A 14,950-nucleotide genomic window follows, 5' to 3' on the forward strand; every position below is an offset into this window, starting at 1 on the left:
AAATTCCATTATTGTGCATGATTGAATTTCCATACCCTGTTATATGCGGCTTAAATATTGGATCAAAATACGTCGAGCCCATATTATAAATGGTGGTGAGGGTAGCCTCCGCTGTTACCCAATTATTTCTGGTAGCCTATGCTGAATTAAAAATTCCTTACATTGAGCTATTAAAGGCCAAGCCATCATCAAAACTTAAAGCTGTTGTAGCGGCACGCTTTAATAAATTTTGAGTTTGGATATTATACATGCCCAAAATATTACCTGTGACTCCAGAAATAGCTCCAAAAGCAAGCCCTGTAACTCCAGATGCCACTCCACTCCCAAGATTAACATTATTAAAAGCATTGTGTAGAGATTTCCTTACTTCCAAATCCTTCATCCCCTCTTCACAATCATATATCCTCTGAACTTAATTTTAGTTTAAGTGATTTACCTTGATTTTTATTTATCCCCCTGTTCTATATTTTGCTATACTTAATATATTTTATCATAATATGTTGTTTATTTGTTTTATTCGACATAATATGTCATGTTGTGACAATAATACCCAGTGTTATGTGGCATAATCAAAGAATAACAAAAATAGGGCCTTGCTAAATGTACAGAATTGTTCATCTTGCAACGGCCTTTTTTAGATAACACGAAGGGAGCTTAACATATAAAGCCATCCGGGAGACTGTTACAAAATATCCTTCTCTCGGATGGCTCTTATTATCAAATAAACTAACTTCTGGACCGTTGGATTTCTTCAGCCAATTCATTTAAATAGGTCCATCTTCCCATCTTATCATCCAGCTGCTCTTTTAGTGTTTCTTTTTTATTCAGCAGATCCTGCAACAAGAGATAATCTCCTCCTGCCTCGTTGATTTCATCATCCAATTGCGCCAGTTCCGTTTCAATCACTTCGATCTCAGCATCAATGGTTTCAAATTCTTTTTGTTCCTTAAAGGTAAACTTTAATACCTGCTTTCTCTTGCGGTCGTCCCTTCCCTTTTGTTCTTTTGACTCCTTTTTCTCCTTTAAATCCTGCTCAGCGACATGCATGAGATAATTATAATATTCCGAGTAATTGCCCACATAGGGAAGGATCTCCCCGTTTTCTTGAAAGGCAAAGATTTTTTCTACCACCCGATCCAGAAAATAACGATCATGGGAGACAGTGATGACGACGCCAGGGAAATGATCCAGATAATCTTCCAGAACAGTCAGGGTGGCAATATCCAAATCATTGGTAGGCTCATCTAAAAGAAGTACATTCGGTGCCTCCATGAGGATGCGCAATAAATAAAGTCTCCTTTTTTCACCTCCGGATAGCTTGGCAATGGGTTTCCACTGCACCTGAGGGGCAAAGAGAAAGCGTTCCAGCATTTGAGAAGCACTGATGGTGCCGCCGCCTTCTATGGGAATCACTTCCGCTCCCTCTCTAATATAATCAATGACCCTTTGATCAAGGTCCATCTCCTGATTTTCCTGGGAAAAAAACCCCAGTCTTACCGTGGTGCCTGTTTCCACCCGGCCCTGATCAGGAAGAATCTTCCCGGCAATAATGTTCAATAAGGTAGATTTCCCAATGCCATTAGATCCGATAATTCCAATGCGATCCCGGCGGGTAAAGATATAGTTAAAATCATGAATCAGTGTTTTTTCTCCAAAGCTCTTTCCCAAATTTTCAATTTCGAAAACCTTTTTGCCTAAACGAGTTGCCCCCGTCTGTATTTCAAATTTTTCATTTTTTGTCTCACCCATCTCACCGGCCAGTTTTTCAAAGCGTTCAATCCGCGCCTTTTGTTTAGTGGTTCTGGCTTTTGCGCCCTTTCGCATCCAGGCCAGTTCCTGACGATAAAGGTTTTTTCTGGACTTTTGGGTAGCAATCTCCGATTCTTCCCGTTCTGACTTTTTTTCGAGAAAATAGCTGTAGTTTCCCATATAACTGTATAAGTGACCCTGATCCAGTTCAATGATGCGATTGGCCACTCGATCCAGAAAATAACGGTCATGGGTTACCATTAAAAGGGCACCCTTTCTCTGATTCAGATACTCCTCCAGCCAGTCCACTCCTTGGCTGTCAAGATGATTCGTCGGCTCATCCAAAATCAATAAATCCGCCGGTTGGATTAAAGCAGCAGCCAAAGCAATTCTTTTTCTTTGTCCCCCGGAAAGGGTTTTCACCTGAGCTGAAAAATCCTCAACACCCAGCTTATGCAGGATGTTTTTCGCTTCGCTTTCCATACCCCAGGCATTCATCTGATCCATTTGCTGACTTAGGGCAACCAATTCCTTTTCAGCATCTTCTTCTCTGCCTTGATTCACCTTGTCCAGAATGCCTTCATAGTCCCGAATCAATTTCATCACCGGCGCATCCCCCTGAAAAACCTGTTGGAGCACAGTGGCTTCCTCCAGGAATAAGGGGTTTTGGGGTAAAAATTCAATAACCATATGATGACTTATGATTCGTTTTCCTTGATCCGGCGTCTCCTTTCCCGCAATAATCTTTAAAAAAGTGGACTTGCCAGTACCGTTCACCCCGATTAATCCAATCTTTTCTTGCTCCCCAATAACAAAAGCAGGGATATTAAACAAAATTCGTTCTCCATAACTTTTTGTGATATTCTCCACGGTTAATAAATTCATATATTTTCTCCAGCCGTTCATTATCTATCATATTATCCATTGTTCCACAAATAGACAAATTTTTTATTGGTCTATTGATTAATTATATTACATCATTTATTATAAAAATGAAAGCAAGATCATCAAAGTGTATGATATATCGAGAAAATATGATGAAGAAAGGAGGCGTGTTTCATGTGGAAGGAATTTAAAGAGTTTGCGATGAAAGGGAACGTCATGGATTTAGCCATCGGTGTCATCATTGGAGGAGCCTTTGGTAAAATTGTCTCCTCCATGGTCGAAGACATTATTATGCCCCTGGTGGGCATGCTCTTAGGTAATGTCGACTTCTCCAATTTATTTATCATTCTGGGCGATGGGGAATTTTCTACCATTCAGGCAGCAAAAGAAGCCGGTGTGGCAACCTTAAACTATGGACTTTTTATTAATAATATTATCGACTTTCTGATCATTGCTTTCTCCATCTTCATTGTGATTAGGCAAATCAACCGAATCACCAAAAAGGAAGAAGCTCCGGCAGAGATCACCACAAAACAATGTCCCTTCTGCTTTAGTGAAATTCCTTTAAAAGCAACCAGATGTCCTCATTGTACATCCGTGGTGGAATGATTTCGTTTAACTAAGGATTAAGTGAAACTTCTATGATAAAAGCCCCATCATCCGGGGCTTTTATTTATATCTCTTATTCTTATCTTGATTTTTCAACTAATCAAATCATTTTCCTCTTGCGTGGGTATTTTTTAGTTCAAATGAGTTTACCCATTATCCAAGCGGGCTCATTAATGCCACCGTTGCTTCAGTTCTTTCAGCCGTGGCAGATGATATTCAATCAGCCTCTCATCTTTGGCTGCCATTCTCTCCACAGCTTTCAGCATTCCCTGATGAAAAACAGGTTCACAAAGAGCGGCTTCGATCATAATAGGCGCAAATTCCTTAAACAGGTCTGGCTGAGCAGCAACGATGGCCCCAATAATTTCCGGAGCGGACCAGTCAATATTGCCGCTTTCCTCATTCATGCCCCATAGATGCCGCCGCATAATTTCCCGGAAATATTCCGGCTGGGCAACTGCTCTTTTCTCTGACAGGTAGCCAAAAAAATCAATCGACTTCTTGCGAAATCCTTCATCCAGATGATAAGCTGCCATCGTGGCATATTTCCGTATCATATTAGGTTTTTGATCAAACAACACCAATAATTGATCAAAAGCTTCCTTTGCCAATAATTGATAGATCCTTTCCTTCTGAGTCATCTCGTCCCCCTTAGAACATTTTTCCACAGCCCATACCTTATCCGCAAGCAACTTTTAGCTTTCATTTTTGATCCTTAATGTCATTTTAACAGATATTATAGCATCAAAAATGAAAAAAATTTGTAGTTTTTATTACAGTTGCTTAAAATATGAGTATAATAGATTAAAGTTTAATAAAAAGCTCGCAGCAATAAAAAATCACGAATATGAACCAGAAGGAAGGAGTATATTATGTCAACTTTTATGGTTGCTTCTCATGCTGAAAACAAGGGGGCTAGTCCTGACCCTATTTTTGCCGTTGCCATGGCTGCACGTAAGGCGGCGCTGCAAGTAGGAAGGGAGAAGGTTGTTAATGCTTCCATTGGCGCATTATATGATGATCAGGAACAATTCGCTACCTTTAAAACCGTAGTAGATCATTTGAAGCAAATGGCACCGGAAGAATTAATGAATTATGCACCGATTGCCGGAATCCCCGAATTTTTACAAGCATCCATTGATGTAACTTTTCAAGGGAACATGCCGGAAGGTACTTTTGCCCGGGCGGTAGCCACTCCCGGAGGAACGGGTGGCTTGCGTCACGTATTTAAAAATTATCTGGAGGCTGGTCAAAAAGTACTGATTCCTGACTGGCATTGGGGAAATTATAGAAACATCGCCTCAGAGCAGGATCGAAGCTACGATACTTATTCATTATTTGATGAAAATAACCAATTGAATGTTCCCAACATCCGGGACAAGGTCAAAGCAACGCTGAAAGAACAAAATCATTTAGTTCTGCTTTTTAACACCCCCGGCCATAATCCCACCGGATACAGTTTAACGGAATCAGACTGGACTCAAGTGCTTGATTTATTAAAAGAATGTGCCGAGGACAAAAGCAAAAAGATCACCTTGCTGTTAGATATCGCCTATATTGATTACGCCGGTAAAGCTGATGAAACAAGGAGATTTTTCCGCCTGTTCCACCACCTGCCCCAAAATCTCTTGGTGACTATTGCTTACAGCATGTCCAAATCTTTTTTAGTCTATGGTTTGCGTTCCGGGGCATTGATCGGCCTAAGTTCTTCGGAAGAAGTGGTGAATGAATTTGCCCAGGTCAATACCGGTTCCAACCGGGGCGTCTGGTCTAACGGTACCCGGTGTGCCCAGAGATTGCTGGCAGACGTGATGCAGAATCCTGACCTTAGGGCCGCAATCGACGCAGAAAGAGATGCTTCCCAGGAATTGTTGGCTAACAGAGCGGCCATCTTTATAAATGAAGCCCAAGAAATAGGGTTAAAAACCTTTCCCTACCACAGTGGTTTCTTTATTACCCTTCCGGCAGCCGCTCCCGCAGCAAGTTTGAAAAAATTAACCGAGGATTATATTTTCGCTACCGGCACCGGCCAGGGAATTCGCATTGCCATTTGCGCAACTCCAACACACAAAATTCCCGGTATTGCAAAAAAATTCAAGGAAGCCCTTTAAAATTCTACATTGACCGTAATTAGTTCACAAAAGGAGAATGGATGAAATGACCTGGAACAGAGTATATAATTTTTCCGCGGGACCTTCAATGCTCCCGGAATCAGTTTTAGAAAAAGCTGCAGCTGAAATGATGAATTATCAAGGAAGCGGCATGTCTGTTATGGAGATGAGCCACCGCTCCAAAACTTATCTCTCCATTATTGAAAATGCAGAAGAAAGACTGCGTAATCTAATGCATATTCCCGATACATTTACCGTCCTCTTTCTGCAAGGAGGGGCCTCCCAGCAATTTGCCATGATTCCCATGAATATCATGACCAAAAGTAAGAAAGCGGATTATATCCATACCGGCACCTGGTCAAAAAAAGCCATGGCGGAAGCAAAGTTGTTTGGGGAAGTGCATGTGGCTGCCTCTTCAGAGGATCAGAATTTTACTTATATTCCCGAACAGTTTGAATTTTCCCCCGATGCGGATTTTGTTCATATCACCACCAACAATACCATTGAAGGTACTGTTTTTAACCAATTGCCTGATACCGGAAAGATCCCCTTGATCGCCGATATGTCCAGCAATATCCTTTCCGAGGAAATTGACGTGACTAAATTTGGCCTGATCTATGCGGGCGCTCAAAAGAATATCGGTCCTGCCGGGGTCACCGTGGTAATTATGCGCAATGATCTTATTGGATATCATCGAGAAGACACACCTATCATCCTGCGCTATGAAACCCATGCCGAAAATCAGTCCATGTATAATACCCCGCCCTGCTATAGCATTTATATGGCGGGACTGGTATTTGAATGGCTGGAGCAATTGGGAGGGATAAAAGCGATGGAAGCCCTTAACCGGGATAAGGCGAAGATTGTTTACGATTTTCTGGATCAATCAAATCTTTTTACCTCACCCGTGATGGCTAAATACCGTTCTTTAATGAATATCCCCTTTGCCACCTCCAGCGACGCTCTTGATGAAAAGTTCATCAGCGAAGCCGGAAAACAGGGTCTGAGTACCCTGAAAGGGCACCGTTCTGTAGGAGGCATGAGAGCCAGTATTTATAATGCCATGCCCATAGAAGGGGTACGTAAGTTAGTCGATTTTATGAAAGATTTTGAAATGAAGAATAGATCATAAGGATCATGATTCAAAAATACAAAAGGCAGCAGGGCAAGATGTTAAACCCTGCTGCCTTTTTGTCACTAGAATCTCTCTTTACGAATATGCACCATATATAAAACACAACAAGGCACCAAGAGCATGATTTTCCGAACTAACTGATCTCAAACCCAGATTTACTGACGCCTGTAAAGCGGATCATGTCTGTGTCCCTCCTTGATGAGAACCGATAAAACGGATCAAGAGCTTCTCCAGAATGATGCTTAATTGTAGTAATCTATACTTCACATTGACTGATTTCGATATCGTAAGCACTGCAATGAGGACAGACGGTAATCATTACGATAAAGCTGTTATCAACGATGCCGGTATTCAGGAGTTGATTTAAAGAGCTGTTTTCATATTCTTTAGAAAGACTGCTGATCACATATTGGTCATTCTTGGTATAAAGGAAAAAATGATACTCTAAAAATGGAAAAGCAGTGGTTTTTTCCTTTTTTCCAGTCCCACAATGGACACAAGGCTGATCATAATATTCCATATCGAATTGAACCCCTTGATGATCTTGGAGCAATTGCAGCAGTTCCCTAACGGAGATTCCCTGTACCGGTTTTTCTTCGTTATTGAGTAAGGAAGTGCATAGCCCTTCCGTAAGTTGATAATTTTTTCCCTGAAAATCGAATTGATAATTTGCCATATTTCCCTCCAGAAATAATAAAAATTCCATCAATAGTATAGCGTCTTCTTATTAACCACTATATGCTAATTTTTTAAGATTTCAAGTCAGCGCGCCAGATCATCTGCTATAATATTATGAAAGGGATTTTTAGATAATGAAAAGACCCTTATGAGATTCCATAGAAAGGACAATGACCGGTGCAACCTGTTATTTTTCTTGTCGATATGAATGCTTTTTTTATCAGCTGTGAAATGACCAGAAATCCTGAGCTGAAAGGTAAACCGGCCGCTGTAGCCGGAAATCCCAAAAAACGCACAGGTATTATTCTGGCAGCAAATTATGAGGCTCGTGCTCAGGGCGTAAAAACCGCCATGGTGCTCCATGAGGCATTGAGACTTTGCCCCGGTATGCTCTTGGTACCTCCGGATCATCATTTCTATGAGGAAAAGTCTCATCAAGTGATGGATCTTCTTGCTCACTACTCACCCCTGATAGAACAAAACAGCATTGATGAAGCCTGGCTTGATATGACTGGTACAGAAGGTCTGTTTGGCAAACCGGAGGATGCTGCCGAAAAAATTTTATCAGAGATCAAAGAACAACTGGGCTTATGGTGCTCCGTAGGTATTGCCACAAACAAATTCCTGGCCAAAATGGCCTCAGAAATAAAAAAGCCTCTTGGTATCACTACCTTGTGGCCAAATGAAATTGAAAGTAAGCTTTGGCCCCTGCCGGTGCGATCCATGTACGGAGTGGGTAAAAAAACTGCTGAAAAATTAAATAATATGGGGATTCATACCATTGATGATCTGGCTAAATTGGATCCGGATCGATTGGTTAAAAATTTGGGCAAGGCGGGACGGGAGCACCACCAACATGCCAACGGTTTGGATTTTTCCCCTTTAACACCCCGTTCTTCGGGAGACATGAAATCCATCGGCCGCTCCAAAACCCTGCCCCAGGATCTTGCCGACCTCAACCAGGCCAAAATCATCCTTCTGGAACTTACCGAGAGGGTAGGTATTACCGCGCGAAAATATGAAAAAAAGGGCAATACGGTTCAAATCACCCTAAAATATAGTGACTTTAAAATCATCACCAGACAAATGACTATCCCCCGCACCAATGCTACTTTAGAAATCTACCATGCCGGCTGTACCCTTTTGGAGGAAAACTGGCAGGCAAAAAAACCTATTCGTCTCCTGGGTATCAGCATCGGCGGGTTTAATCCTGAAGAAAATCCGGAACAGATGTCTCTTTTTGATTTTGCCCCCAAACCCGTCACAGGTGAGCATAATGTGCACAATGAGCGCATTGATCAGGTTATGGATAAAATTCGCGCGAAACACGGTATGGAAAAAATCCACCGTGGCACCATACAAATCTTACATGCTAAGACTGGGCAGGACAAGAATCCTGACCGATAAGTGCGGCTCCAATAGCTCCTGCGATTTGACAATACTCAGGCACCAGAATCTTGGTGCCTAGTTCTTTTTCCAGGCTGCGGCACACCCCTTGATTTAAAGCTACTCCACCCGTAAAAACTACCTTTTCATAGGATCCCCTTTTTTTGACCATAGCTGCCACCCGTCGGGCAATGGCCTGGTGCAGTCCGGAAATGATGGCATCTTTTGGTGTTCCCTGAGCTAAAAGCCCAATGACCTCCGACTCGGCAAAAACCGTACACATATTGGTAATGGAGGCAGGTTTCACATCCTGGAATTTCCCCAGGTCATCCACATCCAAGCCGAGAGCGACAGCCATCACTCCCAGAAAACGTCCTGTTCCGGCGGCACATTTGTCATTCATCATAAAATCCATTACCTTCCCCTGGGGGGTAATTTTAATCACTTTGCTGTCTTGTCCGCCAATGTCAATAATCGTATCAGTTTCAGGTACCAAAAAAGCTGCTCCTCTGCCATGACAGGTAATTTCCGTGACCGCCTTATGGGCATAGGTAATGGCAACTCTCCCATAGCCGGTAGCAACAATAAAATCAATCTCTTCCCTGCTTAAGGCTTGTTCCTGCAAAAGCTCCTCCAAAATCTGATGGGCTGCATCTCGGGGACTCCATCCCGTGGGACGAATCTTGTAATGTATCTCTCCTTGTTTAAGCAGGACAATTTTTGTGGAAGTAGAACCTACATCCACGCCGATAGTATTTGGCATTTCATTGTATCTCCTCAAAGTTTATTGTGAATATGGTGTCATCTGCTTAATCACCATAATTATTCTATCACGAATCTGACCACAGGGCACGGGTATAGATCGCAAGAAAAGATAGATTAATTTTATTCTCTTCACTTTGTAATAGATATAATTTATTGGCCATGGGGAAAACTCACTTGTATAATTAAATTATCTTCCATTAAAATTCATGGAAAAACACATCTGGAAACGGATAACAGTAAACAGGTTATAGAACAAATCCCCACTGGAGTTCAAGCTTTCCTTGAAATTTTAAAGAAATAGGATTAAACTGTGATGAAAGAAATTTTTAATTAGATTCAGGTCTGGGATTAAGAGCAGGAGGGCAAAATGAAACCAAGCATCTATCTGGATAATGCAGCCACATCATGGCCTAAACCAGAAATAGTTTATCAAACCATGGACAACTACCATCGAAATATTGGCGCCAACCCCGGCCGGGGGAGCAGCAGTAAAACCTTCGCCGCCGGAGGTGTTCTTTTAGATACCCGGGAGGCACTGGCCCGGCTCTTTCATCTTTCTGATATCTCCCGCATCGTCTTCACCAAAAATATCACTGAGGCCATTAACACCGTGCTGAAAGGGTATCTCGATCCCGGTGATCATATTATTATCAGTTCTATGGAGCACAACGCCGTGACCCGTCCTTTAAGTGTGCTAAAAAGAAGCGGAGTGGAGGTCACTGTCGTTGAATGTGCTCCGGATGGCAGTCTGTATCCCCCGGATATCGAAAAAGCCTGGCAAAAAAACACCAGGATGGTTGCTCTCACTTCTGCTTCCAATGTCACCGGTACCATAATGCCCATTAAAGAAGTAGGATCTATCTGCCGGGAGAGAAACGCCGTATTTTTGCTGGATTCTGCCCAAAGTGCCGGAATCCTTCCCATTGATGTGGAGGAAGAAAACATTGATATCTTAACCTTTACCGGACATAAAGGTTTATTTGGTCCTCAGGGCACGGGTGGATTCTACCTTCGGCCTGGTTTGGAAATCCGTTCCTTGATCGAAGGAGGGACCGGCTCTTTATCCGAGACTATTATCCAACCGGAGTTTCTCCCGGATAAATTTGAAAGCGGCACCCTCAATACCCCTGGGATTGCCGGTTTAGGGGCAGGTGTTGGTTTTATTCTGGAGACAGGCTTATCCACTATCCGCCAACATGAATTGCCGCTTATGAATTTGCTCATGGACGGATTAAGTGAGATTTCCGGTCTTACCCTCTATGGGCCTAAAGACAGCCATAAAAAAACCTCCGTCTTATCCCTCAATCTGGCCGGGATGGAGTGCGGCGAACTCAGCTTCGCTTTGGACGAGAGATTTGGCATCATCACCCGTTCCGGACTTCATTGTGCCCCTCTGGCCCATAAAACCATCGGCACCCTGCAGCAGGGAACCTGCCGGGTAAGTCTAGGTTATTTTACCACTCAGGAAGAGATCACTTTTTTCCTGGATGCCATGAGGAAACTGAGTACTGAAATATAGAGATACAAAAAAGCGGCTCACGCCGCTTTTTTGTCCTTTTAGAAAGATGAAGCTATACTATCTTGCGTCCTTGGCAAATTGAATGGCTTGATGCGCATAATCAATGGCCTTGCCTAAGTTATTCATGGTATCCGTGGGATTATGAAAACCGTAACCATTGGTTACCATCACGTAATCCAAATACCAGAATCCTTTACGCAATGTCTCATCTGCTTGCTGCAGAAGTTCGGCATTGACGCCGGGGGTTGCCCGGGCAATTTTAATTTCATCAATGGCCTTCACTACTGTATTTCCAGCTCGATCTTGAGTTTCCTTCGTCTTTTGTTGGGTATCTTCTACCCGTGACTTCAGCCAGTCGCTGCCTTCCCGATGACAGACCATGCAACTTTCCTCAATATTATTGAGGGGGCTGGTCCAATTATGGGAAGTGACCTTGGTATTACCCATTTTTTGATAAGGCATATGACAGTCGGCACAGGCAAGCCCTGCGGTCTGATGGGTGCTGCCCATAAAGGTTTCATATTCAGCATGGCGCGCCTTGATCAAGGGCGTACCGGAATCAGGATGAGTCCATTCGACAAACCCATCCTCATCATAATAGGCGAGAATCTCATCCGCCTTTACCCCTTTATCCCAAGGGAAGGTAACCTTCTTGGTATCCTTTTCAAAATAATAAGTCACATGACATTGGGCACATACCAAACTGCGCATCTCTTGTTGACTTGCTTCTGTAATATCTTTCCCCTGTCGGGCATAAGCTTCGATCAAAGCCGGCCGGGTAATGGTTAATTCCATAGTTTTCGGATCGTGACAATCCAAACAAGCAATGGGATGCTCCAGCTGATCATTGATTTCTTTAAAATCCATCAAATAATACTGATCCCCGTATTTATCTATGATTTCCGGAATCTGAGAAGACTTGCAGGTATTGCAGGCCGCCCCTGTTTTATAGCGCTGGGGTGCAATAGCGCGAATATCCTCCAGGGTATAAACATGCCCCCGGGGTTCATTGAACTCCACGGCAAAACCCAACCCGGCATAGATTTTTTGCATATAAGGTTTGGTTTCAAAATGAGAAGGTTTTTCCGTGTTTTCAAAATTCTCTAAATAGGTCTGGTATGTGAGGGGGTAATACTGACCCCATACCGCCGGGTCTGCTTCCCTGGCCCCAATTTCCCCCACGGTTTCCCTTTGCAGTTCCTTATTATTAAAGAAAAAGGAAGATATGCCAAAGGTGATCAGTATTAATAAAATTGCTCCTGCAAAGATCACAAGTCCCAAATATTTTCCTGATAAATATTTATTAGCCAAAAGTATTTGCCCTCCTTTGTCATTTCATGTGAGGAGTACTGCGGTGACAATCAAAACAGTACTTGCCTCCGTCTTCGCTGGTATCCCCAATATCTCCAAGAAAATCCTCGTGGCAACGCAGACAATTTTCCTGAATAATATCCTTGGCCATGGGCGATGCCTGGATATGATATGGATCTTTGTCAAAGACAACACCGATCAAATCTTTCGTTCCCGTATAAGCCTTATAAGTCGCCCCGGGAACCAGGCTATGGGGAATATGGCAATTCCCGCAATTAGTCACATCACGGTGGGCAGAATGCATATAGGTTTCCAACTGCCCATCCATGACATGGCATCCGCCGCAAAACTCCGGTTCATCAAGTCCCAGAATCGGCAGTTTTGTGAGCAAAATCAACCCAAAACCTACAACCAGAATTCCTAAAACCATCCCTATTTTTTTCTTCATTATCCCCTAAACCCTCCCCCCTTCTGATAAGCAAAGTTCTATGTATGTCATAACCTCATATTTCGACATTCCTTCTTTTTTCCCTTCTACAAAAATCCAGATATTTTCCCTCATCCCCCAAAAGTTCTGCTATAATAATGATAGCCTTAAGGAAACAATAGCCTGGGGTTTCAGGGAGGGATAATAATGATACTGTGTATTGCAGAAAAACCAAGTGTTGCGCGGGAATTGGCCAAAGTGATTGCCCCTGCCGCCCGAAAAAACAGCGCGGGCTTTTTGGAAGGAAACGGTGTTGTTTTCGCCCATGCCCGGGGGCATTTATGTGCCTTGAAAACCCCTGCCCAAATAGATGTAAAATATAAGCGCTGGTCTTATGACCATCTCCCGCTCCTGCCTGCCACCATTCCCCTGACCATTCGGGAAGGCTGCAGCAAGGAATTCAATTTTCTGAAAAAAATGCTGAAAGACACCAACCTTTTCGACTCCGTCGTCTGTGCCACTGATGCGGGACGGGAAGGTCAATATATCTTCGATCTGATTTATCAGCATGCCGGGAGCAAGCTCCCGGTGAAACGCCTCTGGCTATCTGCTTTTACCGAAGACAGCATTAAAAAAGCCTGGTCTAATATGAAGGACGGAAGCAATTATCAGGGGTTAAGCCGCGCCGCAAAACTGAGAAGTTATGCTGACTGGTATGTAGGAATGAATGCCTCACCAGCTGTGAGCCTGGCAGCAGGACCTACCATTAACGTGGGACGGGTAATGACACCCACCTTAAAACTAATTGTCGATCGCACCTTGGAAAATGAAAATTTTGTCCCCGAAACCTACTATCAAATTATGGCAGAATTCGGCCATCTTTATCAAGGAACTCTTTTGATTGAGAAGGGTGATGTTTTTTATACAACCAAAAACATCCAAGAAGCCCGTGAAATCATTGATAAAGTTAAAACCGGTCAAGGCAAAATTATTAAAATAAAAAAGGAACGACAAAAAGAAACCCCGCCCCGGCTCTTTAACCTGGGTGATTTACAGGTTGCCGCGGCCAAGGCTCTGGGTTTTACTGCTCAAAAAACCCTGGATTTGGCTCAAAAACTCTACGAAACTCATAAATGTCTATCTTACCCCCGGACCAATTCCCGGCATATTGATGAAGCCATGGTGGGAGAACTGCCCCTCATGATCCGTGCCGTTAGCCATCTGGAGAAAGTAGGCCTGATCGCCCAGGAAATTTTGGCCAACCCCCTGCCCAAACTTAATAAAAATTATGTGGACAGTACCAAGGTCACGGACCACCATTGTCTTCTGCCCACAGCAACACCGGCCAAATGGGGCAAGTTATCCGGTGATGAAAAGGCCCTCTTTTTATTAGTAGTAAAACGTTTCCTGGCTGTTTTCTTTCCGGCAGCGGAATATGATAAAACTACCGTCTTGACTCAGATTATAGAAGCCCCAGAACACATCTTTCGTACCACCGGACGGCAAGTGGTGAAAATAGGTTGGAAAGTGGTTTACGGGGTAGATCAATCCGGTGAAGAACATGAAGAAAAACAAGGCGTGCTGCCTCCTTTGACAGAAGGTGAAACCCGCCCTGTGACCAAAGCTGAAGCGGAAGAAAAACAAACGAAGCCCCGACCTCTTTATGATGATGGCACAATGATTAAAGCCATGCAAAATGTCTCCAAAGAATTGGAAGATGACCTCAAAAAACAGTTAAAAACCTTGGAACTTGGTACAGAAGCCACCCGGGCGGCCATTATTGAAAAATTGATTAAAATCAAAATGGTGGAACGAAGAGGAAAAGGGAAAATTAAGACTCTGGTGGCTACCCCTTTTGGTATTGATGCCATCGATGCCATTTGTGATGAAAGATTAAAAAGCCCCATGCTCACAGCAGAATGGGAAATGAAATTAGCTGAAATTGAGTCGGGCAATCTGACTGATGAAGCTTTTATGGCTGAACTCAGCCAATATATTCATGAAATGATCGAAACGCTCAAAGCCACCCCGGTGCGACTGATAAAAAATTCAGGAAAAACAGTGGCCAGCAAAGCAGAAAAAACCATAGGTACCTGCCCTTTTTGCGGCCATCCTGTTATTGAATCCCCCAAAGCCTTTGGTTGTGCTAATTGGAGAAACGGCTGCAAATTTACCGTTTGGAAAACAATTGCCGGTAAACCAATTCCGGAAGAAGCCGTAGAAAAACTAATTGTCCAGGGAAGAACAGAAAAAATGACCGGTTTTAAATCAAAGGCAGGAAAACCATTTTCCGCAGCACTTGTCGTCAAAAAGGATCATACCATCGGCTTTGAATTTTAAAGAAAACTCGGCTTACGCCAAGCCGAAGGCTTAGG

At 43.2% G+C, this 14,950-nt stretch carries 13 protein-coding genes; 6 read left to right on the plus strand and 7 right to left on the minus strand.

What is annotated here, in order from left to right; genetic code table 11:
* Window positions 1–157 precede the first annotated feature (157 nt).
* Window positions 158–373: a hypothetical protein gene (locus CEQ75_RS01950; RefSeq protein WP_089608850.1), complete on the minus strand. Its 216-nt coding sequence runs from the start codon at window positions 371–373 to the stop codon at window positions 158–160.
* Between the two features lie 353 nt (window positions 374–726).
* Window positions 727–2,634: an ABC-F family ATP-binding cassette domain-containing protein gene (locus tag CEQ75_RS01955; protein WP_089608851.1), complete on the minus strand. Its 1,908-nt coding sequence runs from the start codon at window positions 2,632–2,634 to the stop codon at window positions 727–729.
* Window positions 2,635–2,808: 174 nt separating this feature from the next.
* Here CEQ75_RS01955 and mscL point away from each other — a divergent pair, with 174 nt between their 5' ends.
* Window positions 2,809–3,243: a large conductance mechanosensitive channel protein MscL gene (gene mscL, locus CEQ75_RS01960; protein WP_089608852.1), complete on the plus strand. Its 435-nt coding sequence runs from the start codon at window positions 2,809–2,811 to the stop codon at window positions 3,241–3,243.
* A gap of 170 nt (window positions 3,244–3,413) precedes the next feature.
* Here the strand turns inward: mscL and CEQ75_RS01965 are convergent, their stop codons facing one another.
* Window positions 3,414–3,884: a DVU0298 family protein gene (locus CEQ75_RS01965; protein WP_089608853.1), complete on the minus strand. Its 471-nt coding sequence runs from the start codon at window positions 3,882–3,884 to the stop codon at window positions 3,414–3,416.
* Between the two features lie 231 nt (window positions 3,885–4,115).
* On the opposite strand from CEQ75_RS01965, the gene CEQ75_RS01970 reads away from it, so the two are divergent.
* Both CEQ75_RS01970 and serC read left to right on the plus strand, forming a co-directional pair.
* Window positions 4,116–5,354: an aminotransferase class I/II-fold pyridoxal phosphate-dependent enzyme gene (locus CEQ75_RS01970; protein WP_089608854.1), complete on the plus strand. Its 1,239-nt coding sequence runs from the start codon at window positions 4,116–4,118 to the stop codon at window positions 5,352–5,354.
* Between the two features lie 46 nt (window positions 5,355–5,400).
* Window positions 5,401–6,486 carry a 3-phosphoserine/phosphohydroxythreonine transaminase gene (gene serC, locus CEQ75_RS01975; protein ID WP_089608855.1) on the plus strand — a complete coding sequence of 362 codons (1,086 nt, stop codon included), beginning with the start codon at window positions 5,401–5,403 and terminating at the stop codon, window positions 6,484–6,486.
* A 259-nt stretch (window positions 6,487–6,745) separates the two neighbouring features.
* Here the strand turns inward: serC and CEQ75_RS01980 are convergent, their stop codons facing one another.
* The gene (locus CEQ75_RS01980; protein WP_157677269.1) at window positions 6,746–7,165 is read right to left on the minus strand and encodes a DUF3785 family protein; all 420 of its coding nucleotides are present in this window, start codon (window positions 7,163–7,165) and stop codon (window positions 6,746–6,748) included.
* A 179-nt stretch (window positions 7,166–7,344) separates the two neighbouring features.
* Here CEQ75_RS01980 and dinB point away from each other — a divergent pair, with 179 nt between their 5' ends.
* Window positions 7,345–8,574: a DNA polymerase IV gene (gene dinB / locus CEQ75_RS01985; protein ID WP_089608857.1), complete on the plus strand. Its 1,230-nt coding sequence runs from the start codon at window positions 7,345–7,347 to the stop codon at window positions 8,572–8,574.
* On the opposite strand, the gene CEQ75_RS01990 is transcribed toward dinB, so the two are convergent.
* Window positions 8,540–9,316 (minus strand): acyl-CoA dehydratase activase, encoded by a 777-nt coding sequence (locus CEQ75_RS01990; protein WP_089608858.1) that lies wholly within the window; start codon window positions 9,314–9,316, stop codon window positions 8,540–8,542. The two genes, dinB and CEQ75_RS01990, sit on opposite strands and share 35 nt — an antisense overlap.
* Window positions 9,317–9,685: 369 nt before the next feature.
* Here CEQ75_RS01990 and CEQ75_RS01995 point away from each other — a divergent pair, with 369 nt between their 5' ends.
* Window positions 9,686–10,837 carry an aminotransferase class V-fold PLP-dependent enzyme gene (locus tag CEQ75_RS01995; RefSeq protein WP_089608859.1) on the plus strand — a complete coding sequence of 384 codons (1,152 nt, stop codon included), beginning with the start codon at window positions 9,686–9,688 and terminating at the stop codon, window positions 10,835–10,837.
* A gap of 57 nt (window positions 10,838–10,894) precedes the next feature.
* On the opposite strand, the gene CEQ75_RS02000 is transcribed toward CEQ75_RS01995, so the two are convergent.
* Both CEQ75_RS02000 and CEQ75_RS02005 read right to left on the minus strand, forming a co-directional pair.
* The gene (locus CEQ75_RS02000) at window positions 10,895–12,148 is read right to left on the minus strand and encodes an ammonia-forming cytochrome c nitrite reductase subunit c552 (RefSeq protein WP_089608860.1); all 1,254 of its coding nucleotides are present in this window, start codon (window positions 12,146–12,148) and stop codon (window positions 10,895–10,897) included.
* A gap of 19 nt (window positions 12,149–12,167) precedes the next feature.
* Window positions 12,168–12,596, minus strand: coding sequence for a NapC/NirT family cytochrome c (locus tag CEQ75_RS02005; RefSeq protein ID WP_089608861.1), 429 nt, complete (start codon window positions 12,594–12,596; stop codon window positions 12,168–12,170).
* A gap of 186 nt (window positions 12,597–12,782) precedes the next feature.
* Here CEQ75_RS02005 and CEQ75_RS02010 point away from each other — a divergent pair, with 186 nt between their 5' ends.
* Window positions 12,783–14,915, plus strand: coding sequence for a type IA DNA topoisomerase (locus CEQ75_RS02010; protein ID WP_089608862.1), 2,133 nt, complete (start codon window positions 12,783–12,785; stop codon window positions 14,913–14,915).
* The last annotated feature ends 35 nt before the right edge of the window (window positions 14,916–14,950 follow it).

The sequence above is a fragment of the Dehalobacterium formicoaceticum genome (assembly GCF_002224645.1).
In the GTDB taxonomy this organism is placed as follows: Bacteria; Bacillota; Dehalobacteriia; order Dehalobacteriales; family Dehalobacteriaceae; genus Dehalobacterium; species Dehalobacterium formicoaceticum.

Excerpts from the sequence above, each read along its gene's own strand:
- serC (WP_089608855.1), top strand. The coding sequence starts at position 5,401 with ATGACCTGGAACAGAGTATATAATTTTTCCGCGGGACCTTCAATGCTC.
- mscL (WP_089608852.1), top strand. The coding sequence starts at position 2,809 with ATGTGGAAGGAATTTAAAGAGTTTGCGATGAAAGGGAACGTCATGGAT.
- CEQ75_RS01995 (WP_089608859.1), top strand. The coding sequence starts at position 9,686 with ATGAAACCAAGCATCTATCTGGATAATGCAGCCACATCATGGCCTAAA.
- CEQ75_RS02010 (WP_089608862.1), top strand. The coding sequence starts at position 12,783 with ATGATACTGTGTATTGCAGAAAAACCAAGTGTTGCGCGGGAATTGGCC.
- CEQ75_RS01965 (WP_089608853.1), bottom strand. The coding sequence starts at position 3,884 with ATGACTCAGAAGGAAAGGATCTATCAATTATTGGCAAAGGAAGCTTTT.
- CEQ75_RS01980 (WP_157677269.1), bottom strand. The coding sequence starts at position 7,165 with ATGGCAAATTATCAATTCGATTTTCAGGGAAAAAATTATCAACTTACG.
- CEQ75_RS01970 (WP_089608854.1), top strand. The coding sequence starts at position 4,116 with ATGTCAACTTTTATGGTTGCTTCTCATGCTGAAAACAAGGGGGCTAGT.
- CEQ75_RS02005 (WP_089608861.1), bottom strand. The coding sequence starts at position 12,596 with ATGAAGAAAAAAATAGGGATGGTTTTAGGAATTCTGGTTGTAGGTTTT.
- CEQ75_RS01955 (WP_089608851.1), bottom strand. The coding sequence starts at position 2,634 with ATGAATTTATTAACCGTGGAGAATATCACAAAAAGTTATGGAGAACGA.
- CEQ75_RS01990 (WP_089608858.1), bottom strand. The coding sequence starts at position 9,316 with ATGCCAAATACTATCGGCGTGGATGTAGGTTCTACTTCCACAAAAATT.